Below are 14,559 nucleotides of genomic sequence, written 5' to 3' on the forward strand. Positions count from 1 at the left end.
ACGCCGCCGCCGGGAAAGGAGGGACATGGAACTGCGGGTCATCGACAAGACGGACGAGGAACTCCGCATGGAGATTGCGGGCGAAGACCACACGTTCATGAACGTCATCAAGGGCGCTCTCCTGGAGACGGAGGGCGTCGCCGCCGCGACGTACGACGTGAACCCCGAGCAGTCGGGCGGTCAGACGGACCCCATCCTCTCTATCAAGACGGTGGACGGCACCGACCCCCTCGACGCCCTCGCGGACGCCTCCCGGCGCGTACAGAACATGACCGACGACTTCACGACGGCCTTCGAGGCCGCACTGTAGACGCGGACCGTCCTTCCGTCCGTTCTTCCGACGAACACCGGCGAGAGGCGTCGCCGTCGCGACGCTGAACATACGCGTTATCCGACCGGTCAGTATAACTGGTAGTAGTTCGACAGCGGGATGTGACGAGAGATCGACTGGTGGGGGCGGGCGTCGTCGCGTTCGCCGTCGTCGGCGCGGCGGCGTCCGTCAGCGTCTTCGTCGGCGGGTCCGGACTCGCCGTCCGCGCGTTCCTCCTCCTCTTCGGCGTCGGATTCTTCGCCGCCGGCGTTCTGGGCGCCGCCGAGGCGGTACAGCGCGGACACCAAGCGCTCCGGTTCGTCCTCACGCCCGTTCGCTCCGCCGAAGACTCGCCGTCCGACACGTCGTGGGTCCGGTTGACCGGGACGGCGTCGATGGGGAACCGAACGGTCCGAACCGCGTTCGGCGAGGACGCCCTCGCGGCGACAACGAACGTGGCAAAGCGGGAACGGTTCACGGGGGTTCCGCGGCCGTCGGCGAAAATCGGAATCGACTTCGAGGACACCGAGAGCGCGGCGTTCGAGATCGACCGCGGGACGACGCTCGCACTCGGCGGCGACTGTCGGGTCGTCGGCGGTCGGACGGAGACGCTGACCGCCGGCGACGACTCGGCGCGAGAAATCGACGCGGTCCAGTCGTTCCTGCGAGCGCGCGACGCGGAGTCGGACGCCGAACCGTCTCGCGGACCCGTCTTCGAACACGTCCTGAACGTGAGCGAATCGACGGTCCGTCCCGGCGACACCGTCTCGGTGTTCGGCCGCGTCCGCGTCGAACCCGACGGGCGGGGGTCGGTCGTTCGCCCCGCCGGGCGGTTCGAGAATCGCCCGCTGCTGTCGACGACGGGGTGGCGTCCCGTCGTCAGACGGGTCGTCCGGCGACTCCTCGTCACCGCCGCGCTTTCGGTGCTGTTCCTCGCGGCGGGGGCGTACCTCCTGTGGATGGGAGGCGTCGGGTACTGAAATGCCGGCGGCGTCCCGTCGGCCGCCGTCTCAGAAGCGAATCGGAATATCCCTGTCGGCGAGGTACCGCTTCGTCTCCTCTATCGAGTAGTCCCCGAAGTGGAAGATGGAGGCCGCGAGTCCGGCGTCCGCGCCCGCCTCGGTGAACACTTCGTACATGTCCTCGGGGCCGCCGCACCCCGAGGAGGCGATGACGGGCGTCGAGACGTTCTCGCAGACGGCCCGCGTCAGGGGGATGTCGTACCCGTCCTTCGTACCGTCGGCGTCGATGGAGTTGACGAACAGTTCGCCCGCGCCGCGGGACGCCGCCTCCCGGGCCCACTCCACCACGTCCACGCCGGTTCCCTCGCGGCCGCCCTTGACGGTGCACTCGAACCAACAGGACTCGCCGTCGACCCGTTCGTAGTGCTCGCCCTCCTCGTCGAACCGGCGGCGGGCGTCCACGGAGATGACGATGCACTGACTGCCGAACGCCCGCGCGCCCTCGTTCACGAGCGAGGGGTTCTGGAGCGCCGCGGTGTTGATAGACACCTTGTCCGCCCCGGCGCGGAGCGTCTCTTTGATGTCCTCGCGGGTGCGGATGCCGCCGCCGACGGTCAGGGGGATGAACACCTCGTCGGCCACCTGCGAGACGGTGTCGAGCATCGTCTCGCGACCCTCCGAGGAGGCGGTGATGTCGAGGAAGACGAACTCGTCGGCCCCGGCGCGGTTGTACGCCTTCGCCATCTCCACCGGGTCGCCGGTGTACTCCAAGTCCTCGAAGTTGACGCCGGTGTACACCGCGGGCTCGCCGTCTTCGTCCAAATCGACGTCGATGCAGGGGATGATTCGCTTCGTGAGCATTCGCTACCCGAACGTTCGTCGAACGACCGTTTGACGGTTTCGACTACGGGAGCTGTTCACACCGTCACCGGGTCGTCGAGGAGGTACACCCGCGCCTCCCACGGACGCATGTCGAGCGTGTCGTTTATCCGTCCGATGGGGTTGTCGTAGTTGCCGACGAGCAGTTCCGCCTCGCCGACCACGTTGGCTGGCGGGACGTACGTCGTCGCCGCGCTCGAAAAGTTGAGGACGACGAACAGTTCCGCGTCGGGCGCGACCCGAGAGTACGCCCACACTCGGTCGTGGTCCGTCGGGTGGAGGACGTAGTCGCCGTAGACGAACACGTCGTGTTCGTCGCGCACGGAGAGGAGATGTCGGTAGTACCGCCGGACCGACTCCTCGTCGCGTCGCGCCGCGGCGACGTTGACCTCCGTGTAGTTCGGGTTCACCGGCATCCACGGGTCGCCGTCGGTGAACCCCGCGTGTTCGTCGTCGTGCCACTGCATCGGCGTCCGCGCGTTGTCGCGGGAGCGGTACTGGACGAGGTCCAGAATCTCCTCCTCGGATTCGAGGCGGCCGCGCTGGCGGGCCACCCGGACGTTGTTCAGGGTGTCGACGTCGCGCACCTCCGTCAGCGACTCGAAGGGGTAGTTCTGCATCCCGATCTCTTCGCCTTGGTACATGAACGGGGTCCCCTTCAGCGTCAGAAGGAGGGTCGCGAGGAGCTTCGCCGACTCGCGGCGGTACTCCTCGTCGTCGCCGAACCGAGAGACCATCCGCGGTTCGTCGTGGTTGTTGAAGTGAAGCGAGTTCCACCCGTCGCCTTCGAGTCCCTCCTGCCACTCCGTCAGCGTCTCGCGGAGGCCGTCTACGGTCCACTCGCCCCTCGACCACCGGTCGCCCTCGGGGCCGAAGTCGAGTCGGAGGTGGTCGAAGTTGAACACCATGCTCATGCCGTCCTCGTTGAACTTCTTGGCCTCCTCGACGGAGACTTCGGCCATCTCGCCGACGGTCATCGCGTCGTAGTTCGAGATGACCCGGTCGTGCATCTCCGCGACGTAGTCGTGGACGTTCGGTCCGTTGACGAACTGATCCGCGCCGCGGACGATGGCGTCCGAGTCCTCGCCGTTCGGGAGGCCCTCGGGCTTGGAGATGAGGTTGATGACGTCCATCCGGAAGCCGTCGATACCCTTCTGCAACCACCACTCCATCATCTCGTAGATCGTCTCGCGCACCGCCTCGTTCTGCCAGTTGAGGTCCGGTTGCTTCTCGTCGAACAGGTGGAGGTACCACTCGCCCGTCTCCTCGTCGTACGTCCACGCCGACCCGCCGAAGAACGACTCCCAGTCGTTCGGCGGCAGTTCGTACACCCCCCGCGGGAGGTGGTAGTCGGCGGGGTCGAACTCGGCGGCGGAGACGCCCGCCTCTTCGAGCGACCGCCCCTCCCGCCAGATGTAGTAGTCGCGGTACTCGGAATCCGTCGAGGACCGGGAGCGCTGGAACCACTCGTGTTCGTCGGAGGTGTGGTTCACCACGAGGTCCATGATGAGGCGCATGCCGCGTTCGTGGAGGCCGGCCAGCAGTTCCTCCCAGTCGGCCATCGTGCCGTACCGTTCGTTGATGGAGCGATAGTCGGCGATGTCGTACCCGTTATCGACGCCGGGGGACTCATAGACGGGGTTGAGCCAGATTACGTCGACGCCCAACTCCTCGAGGTAGTCGAGTTTCTCGACGATGCCGGGGATGTCCCCGACGCCGTCCCCGTTCGAATCGTTGAAACTCCGCGGGTATATCTGGTAGACGACCGCCTCCTTCCACCACGCGCGGTCGTACTGCGGCATAGTCGAAATTCCTAACTGTCTCATGTTCACTCCATCGGTTCGGTCCCTCGTTCGTGCGATGCGATACGTTCCGTCGGTCCGGGGAGGGGACTCAGAGCCGGTACACACGCGCCTCCCACGGACGGAGTTCGACCGACCCCTCGGTGATGGAGTCGGCCTGCGCCTCCGAAACGTCGTAGTTGGCCAAGAGCACGTCCGGGTTCGCCCCCGTCGCCTCCGCCTCCCCCATCCCGGCGCGTCCGACTGCGTCGGCGACGGCGTCGGGTACCTCGAACGCGGTCGGTTCGCTGGCGAAGTTGAGCGTCACGAACAGCGTCTCCGCCCCGAGCGACCGGGTGTAGAGCCACAGTCGTTCGTGGTCCCGCAAGTACGGTTCGTAATCCCCGTAGGCGACGACGTCGTGTTCGTCCCTGAGTTCGAACAGTCGCCGGTAGTAGTGCCACACCGACTCCGAGTCGCGCTGTTCGTCTTCCACGTTGACGTGCGAGTAGTTAGAGTTCACGGCTATCCACGGGTCGCCGTCGGTGAACCCCGCGTGGCGGTCGTCGCTCCACTGCATCGGCGTCCGGGCGTTGTCGCGACTGTTGTTCCGCAGGCCGCGTTTCACCTCCTCGAAGGACGCTATCTCGCCCGTCTTCTGGGCGCGGCGGACGCGGTTGAGCGTCGCCACGTCGCGGAACTCGTCGAACGAGGAGAACGGGTAGTTGGTCATCCCCAACTCCTCGCCCTGATAGACGTACGGCGTCCCCTGAAGCGTGTGCAGGAGCGTCCCGAGGAGTTTCGCCGACTCGCGGCGGTACTCCCCGTCGTTTCCGAACCGCGACACCATCCGCGGTTGGTCGTGGTTGTTGAGGTACAGCGCGTTCCACCCCTCCGATTCGAGCCCCTCCTGCCACCGGTCGAAGACGCGTTTCAGGTCGGTGAGGCTCCACTCTTCTACGTCCCACATCAACTCGCCCCTATCGAGGACGACGTGCTCGAAGTGAAACAGCATCGAGAGGCCGTCGCCCTCGGGGCCGGGGGTGACGTACCGCCGCGCCTCCTCCATCGGCATCTCCGGGCCGACCATCTCGCCGACGGTGAGGTGGTCGCGGTCCAAGACGGCGTCGCGCATCTCCGAGATGTACTCGTGGACGTTCGGCCCGTTCGCCACCAGTTCGACCGTCGTCGTCTCCGACCCGACGTTCGGGAGGCCCTCGGGCTTGGAGATGAGGTTGATGACGTCCATCCGGAAGCCGTCGATACCCTTCCGCAACCACCACTCCATCATCTCGTAGATGTCCTCGCGCACCGCCTCGTTGCGCCAGTTGAGGTCCGGTTGCTTGGGGTCGAACAGGTGGAGGTACCACTCGCCGGTCTTCTCGTCGTACGCCCACGCGGGGCCGCCGAACAGCGACCGCCAGTCGTTCGGCGGCGCTTCGCCCTCGGGGCCGATTGCGGGGACGGGGCCGTCTACGTCCTCCGCGTTTCGCCCTTCGCGCCAGATGTAGTAGTCGCGGTACTCCGAATCCTTCGAAGACCGGGAGCGTTCGAACCACTCGTGTTCGTCGGAGGTGTGGTTCACCACGAGGTCCATGATGAGACGCATGTCGCGTTCGTGGAGTCCCGAAAGGAGTTCCTCCCAGTCGGCCATCGTGCCGTACTGTTCGTTGATGGAGCGGTAGTCGGCGATGTCGTACCCGTTGTCGGCGTGCGGCGACTCGTAGACGGGGTTGAGCCAGATTACGTCCACCCCGAGTTCCTCGAGGTAGTCGAGTTTCTCGACGATACCGGGGATGTCCCCGACGCCGTCCCCGTTCGAATCGTTGAAACTCCGCGGATAAATCTGGTAGACGACCGCCTCCTTCCACCACCGCCTCTGTTCGCCGTTCGGGAGGACGCCGTCGCCCCCCTCGCGGGCGTGGTTGGCGTCGGTCACGTCTAGTGTTCAGGCCGGACGACACTTAGCCCCGGTGGGTGTTTGCGTCGGCGTCGTCCACCTGCGCCCTCCCGGCGCGCCGTCGGCGTTAGGTGGGCTTTTGTACGGGGGGTTCGTGCCCCCGAGTATGACCGACCACGGCCACGCGCCCGCCGAACACGACGAGGGAGAGGAACCGGGACGTACGACCGCGCCGATGCAGGCGTTCTCGATGGGACAGGTCACCACCGGCTTCCTCGTCCTCGCCGTCGGCCTCGCGGTCGTCTTCGGCCTCCCCCTTCTCCTGTAGGCGACGACGGCGGCGGACCTCTGCCGTCCGCCGATTTTCCGCCCGCGTCGAAAGTCCGCGAGCGGCGAGAAACGCGCGTCCCGACGGCTCCAGAGAGTTATTGGCGCAGTCGGCCACTGTTAGTACATGCCGACGACCACCTTCGAGGTCGGAGAGTACGACCTCGCGGTCGAACCGTGGGGTCCGATAAAGCGCCGCGTCGTCGTTCGCGGCCCGGAACGGGAGGGGGGCGGACGCGACGAGGCGACGCTACTGTTCGCCGCCGACCGGTCGGAGACGGGCGTCGCGTACCACGTAGACGAGGAGGACCGCGGTGCCGCAGTCTGGGCGTACTTCGACGCCGAGGACTACGAGGACGTGGTGCACGTCTTAGAGGCGGGGACGCCGCCGTACCTCCACTACGGGTACACGAGCGGAACGGGAACGACGCGGACGCTGTACTTCGTCTCCGTCGAGACGTCCGCGAGAGCACCGGGCACCGGCGACGACCCGGACGGCGACGGGGAGAGCGAGAACGTCGAACGGTCGCTTCCGATGGGCGCGTACGACCCCGAGGAGTCGATGGACCTCGCGGGCGAGGGGTCGTCGAACGCGGAGACGTTCGACAGGATGGACCGCCGAAACGCGAACCCGAAGTAACTCAGTCGAGTTCGCGGGCCAGAACGTCCCGCAGGTCGGCTATCTCTCCGGCGTCGTACGTCAGCGTCTCGTCGCCGACGGTCAGGGAGAGGCGGCCGTCGTCGGTCGCCTCGCCCAGCGTTTCGACCGGCGCGACGCCGTCGAACGCCTCGCGGACGGCCTCTCCGTCGGTCGTCTCTACCACGGCGCGGCCGGGCGTCTCGTCGAACAGTGCGAGGAGGGAATCGACGGACACGTCCGCGCCCGCTTCCGCGGTGACCATCTCGGCCACGGAGACGGCGAGACCCCCGTGGCTCACGTCGTGGACCGCGAGCGTCGAGTCGAAGTCGGCGACGGTGGCGAGTGCGGCGACGGCGTCGAAGCCGTTCTCCGGAAGCGACGGGAAGGCGTCCGAGCCTCCCAGTTGCGCGAGGTACTCCGACCCGCCGAGTGCGCCGCCCGCCTCGCCGACGACGAGGAGTTCGCCCTCGCCGGAAAGCGAGAGGGGCGGGGCGTCGTACCCCGCCTTCGTCCCGACCATCGCCAGCGTCGGCGTCGGCGGAATCGGGCCGGAGACGGAGTCGTTGTACAGCGAGACGTTGCCGCCGACGACCGGCACCGAGAGGTCCCGGCACATGTCGGCGAGGCCGTCCACGATACCTTTGAACCCGCCGTACACGTCGGGCTTCTCGGGGTTCCCGCCGTTCAGGCAGTCCACCGCGGCGAGGGGGGTCGCCCCCTTCGCGGCGAGGTTCGCGGCGTTCTCCAACGCGACGGCGCGCGCGCCCTCGTACGGCGCACACGTCGTCCAGTTGGGGTTCGCGCCCGAGGAGACGGCGACGCCCGTGCCGGACTCGCGGACGGCGACGACGGCGGCGTCGTCGCCCGGTCGGACGGTCGTCCGCAGACCGACCTCGTGGTCGTACTGGCGGTACACCCACCGCTTCGACGCCGTGTTCGGACTGGCGACGACGGACTCGAACGCCTCCCGCAGGTCGGCGTCCGGCAGGTTCCGTTCGGGCGTCTCCGGTTCGACCGAGTCCAAGTCGTTCATCGGCGCGCCCTCAGCGAGGAACTCCGGCGGCACGTCCACGACGGTCTCTCGCCCCCGCGGTTCGCTCCGCTCACCGCTCGGGTCGTCCGAGTCGCTACGCGCCTCGCTCTCGTCGAACGTGCAGACGTAGTTGCCCTCCGCGACTTCGCCGATGACCGAACAGCCGAGGTCGTACTTCTCGGCTACCTCCTCGACGCCCTCGACGTCCTCGGGGCGCACCTCGTACACCATGCGCTCTTGGGACTCCGCGAGCAGGATTTCGAGCGCGCTCATGTTCGGTTCGCGCTGGTGGACCCGGTTCAGGTCGATTCGCGCGCCGAACCCGCCCTTCGCGACGAGTTCGGAGGACGCGCCGCCGAGTCCCGCCGCGCCCAAGTCGCGGGCCGACTGGACGAGGTTCGCCTCGACGAGTTCCTCGTTGGCCTCGATGAGGAGTTTCTCCGTGTAGGGGTCGCCGACCTGCACCGCGGGGCGGTCCTCGGTTTCGGCGTCCTCCGCGAGGTCCTCGCTGGCGAACGACGCGCCGCCGAGGCCGTCTCGGCCCGTCGAGTTGCCGACGAGGACGAGTTTGTTCCCCGCCGCCTGCGCTTCGGCGGTGACGAGGCGGTCGGGGTCCAACAGGCCGACGCAGGCGACGTTCACGAGGGGGTTGCCCTCGTAGTTCTCGTGGAACTCCACGCTCCCGGCGACGGTGGGGACGCCGATCGCGTTGCCGTAGTCGGAGATGCCCTCGACGACGCCCTCCAACAGGTACTGGGAGTGCTCGCGGTCGAACGCGCCGAAGTAGAGGCTGTCCGCGAGGGCGATTGGGTACGCGCCCATCGAGAGGGTGTCGCGGACGATGCCGCCGACGCCCGTCGCCGCGCCGTCGTAGGGGTCCACGTACGAGGGGTGGTTGTGGCTCTCGATGCCCATCGTGATGTACATCTCCTCGCCGTCCTCGCCGTGGACGGGGAGGGATACCACGGCGGCGTCGTCGCCGGGGCCGACGACGACTCGCTCGCCGTCCGACGAGAAGGCCGAGAGCAGGGGCCGCGACGAACGGTACGCGCAGTGCTCGCTCCAGAGGTTCTCGAAGAGTTCCGCTTCCGCCGCCGTCGGGTCGCGCCCGAGTTCCGACGTGATGCGGTCGTAGTCCGAATCCGGCAGGCTCATTCACTTCCCTGTTTAAATTGACCGGGTTAATGCTTTTCTGTGTGCACGGACGTGCATCACACCGCGGAGGGCGGCCGCGACCGGCGCGGACCGGGTGGCTTTTTTAGACCGGGGGAGTACGACCGGGCGTGTTACGGGTCGAGTTGCACGCGCATTCGTCGCTCTCGTACGACGGGCGCGACCCCGTCGAACTCCTCTTAGAGCAAGCGAGGGCGGTCGGGTTGGACGCTCTCGCCGTCACCGACCACGACGAGATAGACGCGAGTCTGAAAGCCGCCGACGTCGCCGAGGAGTACGGCCTCGTCGGCATCCCCGGCGCGGAGATAACCTCCGCGGCCGGGCACGTCCTCGCGTTGGGCATCGAGGAGTTGATTCCCGCCGGTCTCTCCTTCGACGAGACGCTCGACCGAATCCGACAGCAGGGCGGCACCGCCGTCGTTCCGCACCCGTTTCAGTCCTCGCGGCACGGCGTCGCGCCGCACGTCACCCGCGCGCAACTGGCCTCGGCGGACGCCATCGAGATATACAACTCGCGGCTGTTCACCGGGCTGGCGAACCGGCAGGCCGAACGGTTCGCCACGGCCCGCGGACTGCCGATGACCGCCGGGAGCGACGCGCACATAAGCGAGATGGTCGGGCAAGCGGTGACCGAAGTGGGGACCGACACGCGCACCGCCGACGCCATCTTGGACGCCATCGAAGCCGGACGGACGAGCGTCATCGGCAAGAAGACGCCGTGGCGCATCTCGCTCCAACAGTTCGGCGGCGGCGTCAAGCGGCGCATCGTCCGCGGCGTCGCCGACTTCCTCTGATGTCCCGACTCCGCGGCGCGGACGAACGGACCGTCGGAGACGCGATAGCGACGGGCGACCCCCTCCCCGGAACCGCCGGGTTCGCGGGCGAGGTGGACGGCCGCCTCGTTCGGGACGTTCTGGGCCGCCAACCGCTCTTCTACGAGGCCTCCGAGCCCGCGACGTGGAGTTTCGACCGCCGGGACCTGACGGACCCCGTCTCCCTCCCGGCGGGCGTCGTCCGTCCGGTAGACGCGGGCGCCGACGCCGACTCGCCGGAAAACGGCGGAGACGAACCGACGTGGACGCTCCCGAACCCGGACCCCTACGAGGACCGCGAGGCGGGACTCGACGCGGTTCGGGCGGCCGTCACCGAGTCCGTCGAGTCAGTCGATTCGGCGGGACTGGCCGTCGCCTTCTCCGGCGGCGTCGACTCCGCCGTCGTCGCCGCGGGCGTCCCCGACGCGCCGTGTTACGTCGCCGGGTTCGAGGGGAGTCACGACGTGACCGCCGCCCGCGAGGCGGCCGCGGCGATGGACCGCGACCTGCGCGTCGTCGAACTGACCCACGACGACCTGCGGGAGGCGGTGCCCGAACTCGTCTCCGTCCTCGGGCGGACGAACCCGATGGACCTCCAAATCGTCCTGCCCCTCTACCTCGTCGCGCGGCGCGCCGCCGAGGACGGCTTCGACCGACTCGCGGTCGGTCAGGGCGCGGACGAACTGTTCGGCGGGTACGCGAAGGTGCAGAAGGCCCCCGAAGACCCGCGGGTCGAGGCCGACACCGTCCGCGGCGCGGCCCGCGAGATGGTGCTGACGCTCCCCGAGCAGTTGGAACGCGACGTTCTGGCCCTCCGGGCCGCGGGCGTCGAACCCGTCGCGCCCCTCCTCCACGACCGGGTGATCGAGGCGGCGCTTCCGCTCCCGGGCGAGTTACTGGTCGACGGCGAGACGCGGAAAGTCGCGCTCCGCGAGACGGCGCGGACGCTAGTTCCGGCGTCCGTCGCCGCGGCCGACAAGAAGGCCGTCCAGTACGGGACGTACGCCGCGCGGGAACTCGACCGCCTCGCGCGGCGGGCGGGGTTCAAGCGGCGGATGGACGACCACGTCGAGAAGTACGTGACGTCGCTCGTCGGCGACGGCGACGACGAACGGTAGCTACGGTTTCTCCGCCGCGTCGACCGTTTCGATGGCTTCGAGCCCTATCTGTACCGTGTCGGCGTCGAGGTCGCTCTCTTTGAGGTCCGAGGCGGTGTACCAGTCCCACCGCTCCGGGGGTGCCTCGCCGTCGGCGGGAGCTATCTCCCGGGAGTCGGCGCGCGCGAAGTAGACGTGGTCGATGTGCTGGTGGCCGACGCGGCCGTCCTCGTGGACGTTCACGTCGTACAGCATCGTGTACGCCGGTTCGGGGAGCGCCCGACCGCCGGGGGCGTCGATTTCGGGCGTCTCCGCGACGAGCGTCGCGTCCAGTCCCGTCTCCTCTCTGACTTCGCGGAGACCCGCCTCGTGGGGGAGTTCGTCCCTGTCGACGTGCCCGCCCGGCGGGACGCGGATGCCCAGCCTGTCGTGGCGGTGGAGGGCGGTAGCGCCGTCCGCGACGACGTACACCGTCGCGGTGAAGTGTCGAGTCGTCTCCATGCCCGTCCGTTCGCCCGCCGGAAAGTGGGTCTTGCGGAACGTCGTCGCTCCGGGGGACGGCGGAGCGACGACTGCGCCGAACGGCGCAGTCGCTCGGGGCGCGACGAGCGGAAAAGAACAGCCGACGGTCTACGGCATCGAGAGCTGTTCTTCGGCTTCGAGAAGCTCGTGGTAGCGGTTGCGGATGGTGACCTCCGAGATGCTCGCCACGTCGCTGACCTGACTCTGCGTCACCTTCTCGTTCGTCAGAAGCGACGCGGCGTAGACGGCGGCGGCCGCGAGGCCGACCGGCGACTTGCCCGAGTGGACGCCCTTCTGCTTTGCGTTCTTCAGCAACTGCCGCGCGCGGCGTTCGGACTCGTCCGAGAGGTCGAGTTCCGAGGCGAACCGCGGGACGTACTGCTCCGGGTCGGCGGGCTTTATCTGCAACTTCAGTTCGCGGACGACGTAGCGGTACGTCCGCGCGATTTCGTCTTTGCCGACGCGGGAGACGTTGGTAATCTCGTCGAGCGAGCGCGGGGTGCCCGCCTGCCGCGCCGCGGCGTACAGCGCCGCCGTCGCGACGCCCTCGATGGAACGTCCCGGTAGCAGGTCGTCGTTGAGCGCGCGGCGGTAGATGACCGAGGCGGTCTCGCGGACGTTCTCGGGCAGGCCGAGCGCCGAGGCCATGCGGTCTATCTCGCCGAGCGCCTGCTTCAGGTTGCGCTCCTTGGAGTCGCGGGTGCGGAACCGCTCGTTCCACGTCCGGAGGCGCTGCATCTTCTCGCGCTGGCGCGAGGACAGCGACTTCCCGTAGGCGTCTTTGTTCTGCCACCCGATGTTGGTCGAGAGCCCCTTGTCGTGCATCATGTTCGTCGTCGGCGCGCCGACGCGGGACTTCTCGTCTTTCTCCCGGGAATCGAAGGCGCGCCACTCGGGGCCGTGGTCTATCTCGTCTTCTTCGACGACGAGGCCGCACTCGTCACAGACAGTCTCTCCGTGTTCGTTGTCCGTGACGAGGTTCTCCGAACCGCACTCGGGGCAGCGCAGTTGCTCGTCGTCGCCCTCTTGCGTCTCCTCCGTCTCGTTGTCACGCTCGCGCGCGCGTGCGCGCTCAGACGTGAAGCTTCGGACGCTGTCAGTCATAGTTGGGCAGAGAAACGGGCTGGAGCGTTCTCCGGTTACGACTACCCGCGGGTTTTACTTATATGTGTCGGCAGAATCCGTTCGCGACTCGGCCGAAAATTACATGGCGTCGGTACGACGGCGGGAATCAGTCGGTTTGGATACAGAACAACCAGTGTTTCACTCGGGTGAACGAAGGAAATATTTACCAGTTCCGTCGATTCGCGCCTCTCGCATCTCCGTCGCAGTCGCCGTCACCGCCGTCGTAGTAACACCGGAGGCATCTAACTTGGGTGTCACGGCCGACCCCTCGCTTCGATGGGGACGCCGACCGGTCGGGGTCGGACCCCGACTCCCGCACACCGAAACCCTTACTCCCGGCCCCCGGTTTCGCAGATACATGAGCGATACGCCCGTCGACGCCGAGGAAGTGCGGCACGTCGCCGAACTGGCGCGGGTGAACCTCGACGAGGAGGAAGTCGAGGAGTTCTCCGCGCAGTTCGCCGACATCCTCGAATACTTCGACGCTCTCGACGAGGTTCCCGAAGTCGACGCCGACTCGGACCTCGTGAACGTGATGCGGCCCGACGAAGTGCAGGACAGCCTCGACCAGGAGGAGGCGCTGGAAAACGCCCCCGAGACGGAAGACGGCTTCTTCAAAGGACCGCGGGTGTCGTAGATGAGCGCGAACATCTTCATCACCGAAGAGACTATCGAGGGAGCCGACGACGGCCCCCTTTCTGACCTCACCGTCGCCGTCAAAGACAACATCAGCACCGAGGGCGTCCGGACGACGTGCGGGTCGGCGATGCTCGAGGAGTACGTCCCGCCGTACGACGCGACGGTCGTCGAACGCCTGAAGGAGGCCGGCGCGACCATCGTCGGGAAGGCCAATATGGACGAGTTCGGGATGGGCGGGACGACGGAGACGTCCGCCTACGGCCCGACGAAGAACCCGGTCGACGAGGAACGCGTCCCCGGCGGGTCCTCCGGAGGGTCCGCCGCCGCCGTCGCCGCCGGCGAGGCGGACGTGGCGCTCGGATCCGACACCGGCGGGTCGGTCCGCAACCCCGCCGCCTTCTGCGGCGTCGTCGGCCTCAAGCCGACGTACGGCCTCGTCTCGCGGTACGGCCTCGTCGCGTACGCGAACTCCTTAGAGCAGATCGGCCCCATCGCCTCGAACGTCGAGGACGCCGCGAGACTGCTCGACGTCATCTCCGGGCCCGACCCGCGGGACGGGACGACGCGGTACGACGAGAACGGCGGCCACCCCGCCGAGAACTCCGAGTACGCCGCCGCCGCGGACGGCGACGTCGAGGGGATGACCGTCGGCGTCATCACGGACCTGCTCGAAGGCGCGGACGAGGGAGTCGTCGAGACGTTCGAGGCGTCGCTCTCGGACCTCGAATCGCGCGGCGCGGAACTCGTGGACGTGAGCCTCGAATCGCTCGAACACGCGGTGCAGGCGTACTACGTCATCGCGATGTCCGAGGCGTCCTCGAACCTCGCGCGCTTCGACGGCGTCCGCTACGGCGTCTCCGGCGGGTACGAGGGCAACTGGAACGACGCCTTCGCCCGCGCCCGCGAGGAGGGCTTCGGCGAGGAGGTCAAGCGCCGCATCCTGCTCGGGACGTACGCGCTGTCTGCGGGCTACCACGACAAGTACTACAAGAAGGCCCAAGACGCCCGCGCGTGGATAAAGCGGGACTTCGACGCCGCGTTCGAGGAGGCGGACGTGCTGGCGACGCCGACGATGCCGGTGGTGCCGCCGCGACTCGGCGAGAGCCTCTCGGACCCGCTTCAGTTGTACCTGATGGACGCGAACACCGTCCCGGTGAACCTCGCGAACCTCCCCGCCGTCTCCGTGCCCGCGGGCGAATCGGAGGGCCTGCCGGTCGGCCTGCAACTCGTCGGCCCGAAGTTCGGCGAGGAGACCATCCTCCGGGCCGCCTCGGCCGTCGAGGACGCGCAGTAGTTCGGTCGCCGCTCTCGTTCTCGATTCTCGGTTCCCGCGCCCGTCCGACGCGTCGCACTCACGTC

14 protein-coding genes are annotated in these 14,559 nt (G+C 67.9%); 8 read left to right on the top strand and 6 right to left on the bottom strand.

Annotation, left to right across the window (positions count from 1 at the left end; all coding sequences use genetic code 11):
- Positions 1-25 precede the first annotated feature (25 nt).
- Positions 26-310: a DNA-directed RNA polymerase subunit L gene (locus BLS11_RS09720; RefSeq protein ID WP_092536614.1), complete on the top strand. Its 285-nt coding sequence runs from the start codon at positions 26-28 to the stop codon at positions 308-310.
- Positions 311-432: 122 nt separating this feature from the next.
- The gene (locus BLS11_RS09725) at positions 433-1,290 is read left to right on the top strand and encodes a hypothetical protein (protein WP_092536617.1); all 858 of its coding nucleotides are present in this window, start codon (positions 433-435) and stop codon (positions 1,288-1,290) included.
- Between the two features lie 30 nt (positions 1,291-1,320).
- Here the strand turns inward: BLS11_RS09725 and hisF are convergent, their stop codons facing one another.
- The 3 genes from hisF to BLS11_RS09740 form a co-directional block, all read right to left on the bottom strand.
- A complete protein-coding gene (gene hisF / locus BLS11_RS09730) occupies positions 1,321-2,133 on the bottom strand; it encodes an imidazole glycerol phosphate synthase subunit HisF (protein WP_092536620.1) in 813 nt (270 codons plus the stop codon).
- A 56-nt stretch (positions 2,134-2,189) separates the two neighbouring features.
- Positions 2,190-3,953, bottom strand: a complete 1,764-nt coding sequence (locus BLS11_RS09735) for a glycoside hydrolase family 13 protein (RefSeq protein ID WP_092536623.1) — start codon at positions 3,951-3,953, stop codon at positions 2,190-2,192.
- A gap of 91 nt (positions 3,954-4,044) precedes the next feature.
- Positions 4,045-5,871 carry an alpha-glucosidase gene (locus tag BLS11_RS09740; RefSeq protein WP_092536626.1) on the bottom strand — a complete coding sequence of 609 codons (1,827 nt, stop codon included), beginning with the start codon at positions 5,869-5,871 and terminating at the stop codon, positions 4,045-4,047.
- A gap of 127 nt (positions 5,872-5,998) precedes the next feature.
- On the opposite strand from BLS11_RS09740, the gene BLS11_RS19405 reads away from it, so the two are divergent.
- Both BLS11_RS19405 and BLS11_RS09745 read left to right on the top strand, forming a co-directional pair.
- Complete coding sequence (locus tag BLS11_RS19405; RefSeq protein WP_175454422.1) at positions 5,999-6,160, top strand: DUF7550 family protein; 162 nt, start codon at positions 5,999-6,001, stop codon at positions 6,158-6,160.
- Positions 6,161-6,286: 126 nt separating this feature from the next.
- On the top strand, positions 6,287-6,799 hold the full coding sequence (locus BLS11_RS09745) for a hypothetical protein (protein WP_092536628.1): 513 nt from the start codon (positions 6,287-6,289) through the stop codon (positions 6,797-6,799).
- Between the two features lies 1 nt (position 6,800).
- Here the strand turns inward: BLS11_RS09745 and purL are convergent, their stop codons facing one another.
- On the bottom strand, positions 6,801-8,987 hold the full coding sequence (purL, locus tag BLS11_RS09750; protein WP_092536631.1) for a phosphoribosylformylglycinamidine synthase subunit PurL: 2,187 nt from the start codon (positions 8,985-8,987) through the stop codon (positions 6,801-6,803).
- A 128-nt stretch (positions 8,988-9,115) separates the two neighbouring features.
- Between purL and BLS11_RS09755 the strand changes: the two genes are divergently transcribed.
- Together BLS11_RS09755 and BLS11_RS09760 are read left to right on the top strand one after the other, a co-directional pair.
- Positions 9,116-9,799: a PHP domain-containing protein gene (locus tag BLS11_RS09755; protein ID WP_092536634.1), complete on the top strand. Its 684-nt coding sequence runs from the start codon at positions 9,116-9,118 to the stop codon at positions 9,797-9,799.
- Positions 9,799-10,935 (top strand): asparagine synthase C-terminal domain-containing protein, encoded by a 1,137-nt coding sequence (locus BLS11_RS09760; RefSeq protein ID WP_092536637.1) that lies wholly within the window; start codon positions 9,799-9,801, stop codon positions 10,933-10,935. Before BLS11_RS09755 ends, BLS11_RS09760 begins: the two co-directional genes overlap by 1 nt.
- Here BLS11_RS09760 and BLS11_RS09765 read toward each other — a convergent pair whose 3' ends face one another.
- Together BLS11_RS09765 and BLS11_RS09770 are read right to left on the bottom strand one after the other, a co-directional pair.
- Complete coding sequence (locus BLS11_RS09765; RefSeq protein ID WP_092536640.1) at positions 10,936-11,415, bottom strand: NUDIX hydrolase; 480 nt, start codon at positions 11,413-11,415, stop codon at positions 10,936-10,938. It abuts the gene before it with no gap.
- Positions 11,416-11,544: 129 nt separating this feature from the next.
- Positions 11,545-12,540: a transcription initiation factor IIB gene (locus tag BLS11_RS09770; RefSeq protein ID WP_092536644.1), complete on the bottom strand. Its 996-nt coding sequence runs from the start codon at positions 12,538-12,540 to the stop codon at positions 11,545-11,547.
- A 379-nt stretch (positions 12,541-12,919) separates the two neighbouring features.
- Between BLS11_RS09770 and gatC the strand changes: the two genes are divergently transcribed.
- Both gatC and gatA read left to right on the top strand, forming a co-directional pair.
- Positions 12,920-13,198 carry an Asp-tRNA(Asn)/Glu-tRNA(Gln) amidotransferase subunit GatC gene (gene gatC, locus BLS11_RS09775; protein ID WP_092536647.1) on the top strand — a complete coding sequence of 93 codons (279 nt, stop codon included), beginning with the start codon at positions 12,920-12,922 and terminating at the stop codon, positions 13,196-13,198.
- The gene (gene gatA, locus BLS11_RS09780) at positions 13,199-14,494 is read left to right on the top strand and encodes an Asp-tRNA(Asn)/Glu-tRNA(Gln) amidotransferase subunit GatA (protein WP_092536650.1); all 1,296 of its coding nucleotides are present in this window, start codon (positions 13,199-13,201) and stop codon (positions 14,492-14,494) included.
- Positions 14,495-14,559 lie beyond the last annotated feature (65 nt).

It is taken from the genome of Halopelagius longus (genome assembly GCF_900100875.1).
Lineage (GTDB): Archaea > Halobacteriota > Halobacteria > Halobacteriales > Haloferacaceae > Halopelagius > Halopelagius longus.

Bases quoted from the DNA above. Each gene is read 5' to 3' on its own strand.
- BLS11_RS09745 (WP_092536628.1), top strand. From the start codon at position 6,287: ATGCCGACGACCACCTTCGAGGTCGGAGAGTACGACCTCGCGGTCGAA.
- gatC (WP_092536647.1), top strand. From the start codon at position 12,920: ATGAGCGATACGCCCGTCGACGCCGAGGAAGTGCGGCACGTCGCCGAA.
- BLS11_RS19405 (WP_175454422.1), top strand. From the start codon at position 5,999: ATGACCGACCACGGCCACGCGCCCGCCGAACACGACGAGGGAGAGGAA.
- BLS11_RS09765 (WP_092536640.1), bottom strand. From the start codon at position 11,415: ATGGAGACGACTCGACACTTCACCGCGACGGTGTACGTCGTCGCGGAC.
- gatA (WP_092536650.1), top strand. From the start codon at position 13,199: ATGAGCGCGAACATCTTCATCACCGAAGAGACTATCGAGGGAGCCGAC.
- hisF (WP_092536620.1), bottom strand. From the start codon at position 2,133: ATGCTCACGAAGCGAATCATCCCCTGCATCGACGTCGATTTGGACGAA.
- BLS11_RS09720 (WP_092536614.1), top strand. From the start codon at position 26: ATGGAACTGCGGGTCATCGACAAGACGGACGAGGAACTCCGCATGGAG.
- BLS11_RS09770 (WP_092536644.1), bottom strand. From the start codon at position 12,540: ATGACTGACAGCGTCCGAAGCTTCACGTCTGAGCGCGCACGCGCGCGC.
- BLS11_RS09735 (WP_092536623.1), bottom strand. From the start codon at position 3,953: ATGCCGCAGTACGACCGCGCGTGGTGGAAGGAGGCGGTCGTCTACCAG.
- purL (WP_092536631.1), bottom strand. From the start codon at position 8,987: ATGAGCCTGCCGGATTCGGACTACGACCGCATCACGTCGGAACTCGGG.
- BLS11_RS09760 (WP_092536637.1), top strand. From the start codon at position 9,799: ATGTCCCGACTCCGCGGCGCGGACGAACGGACCGTCGGAGACGCGATA.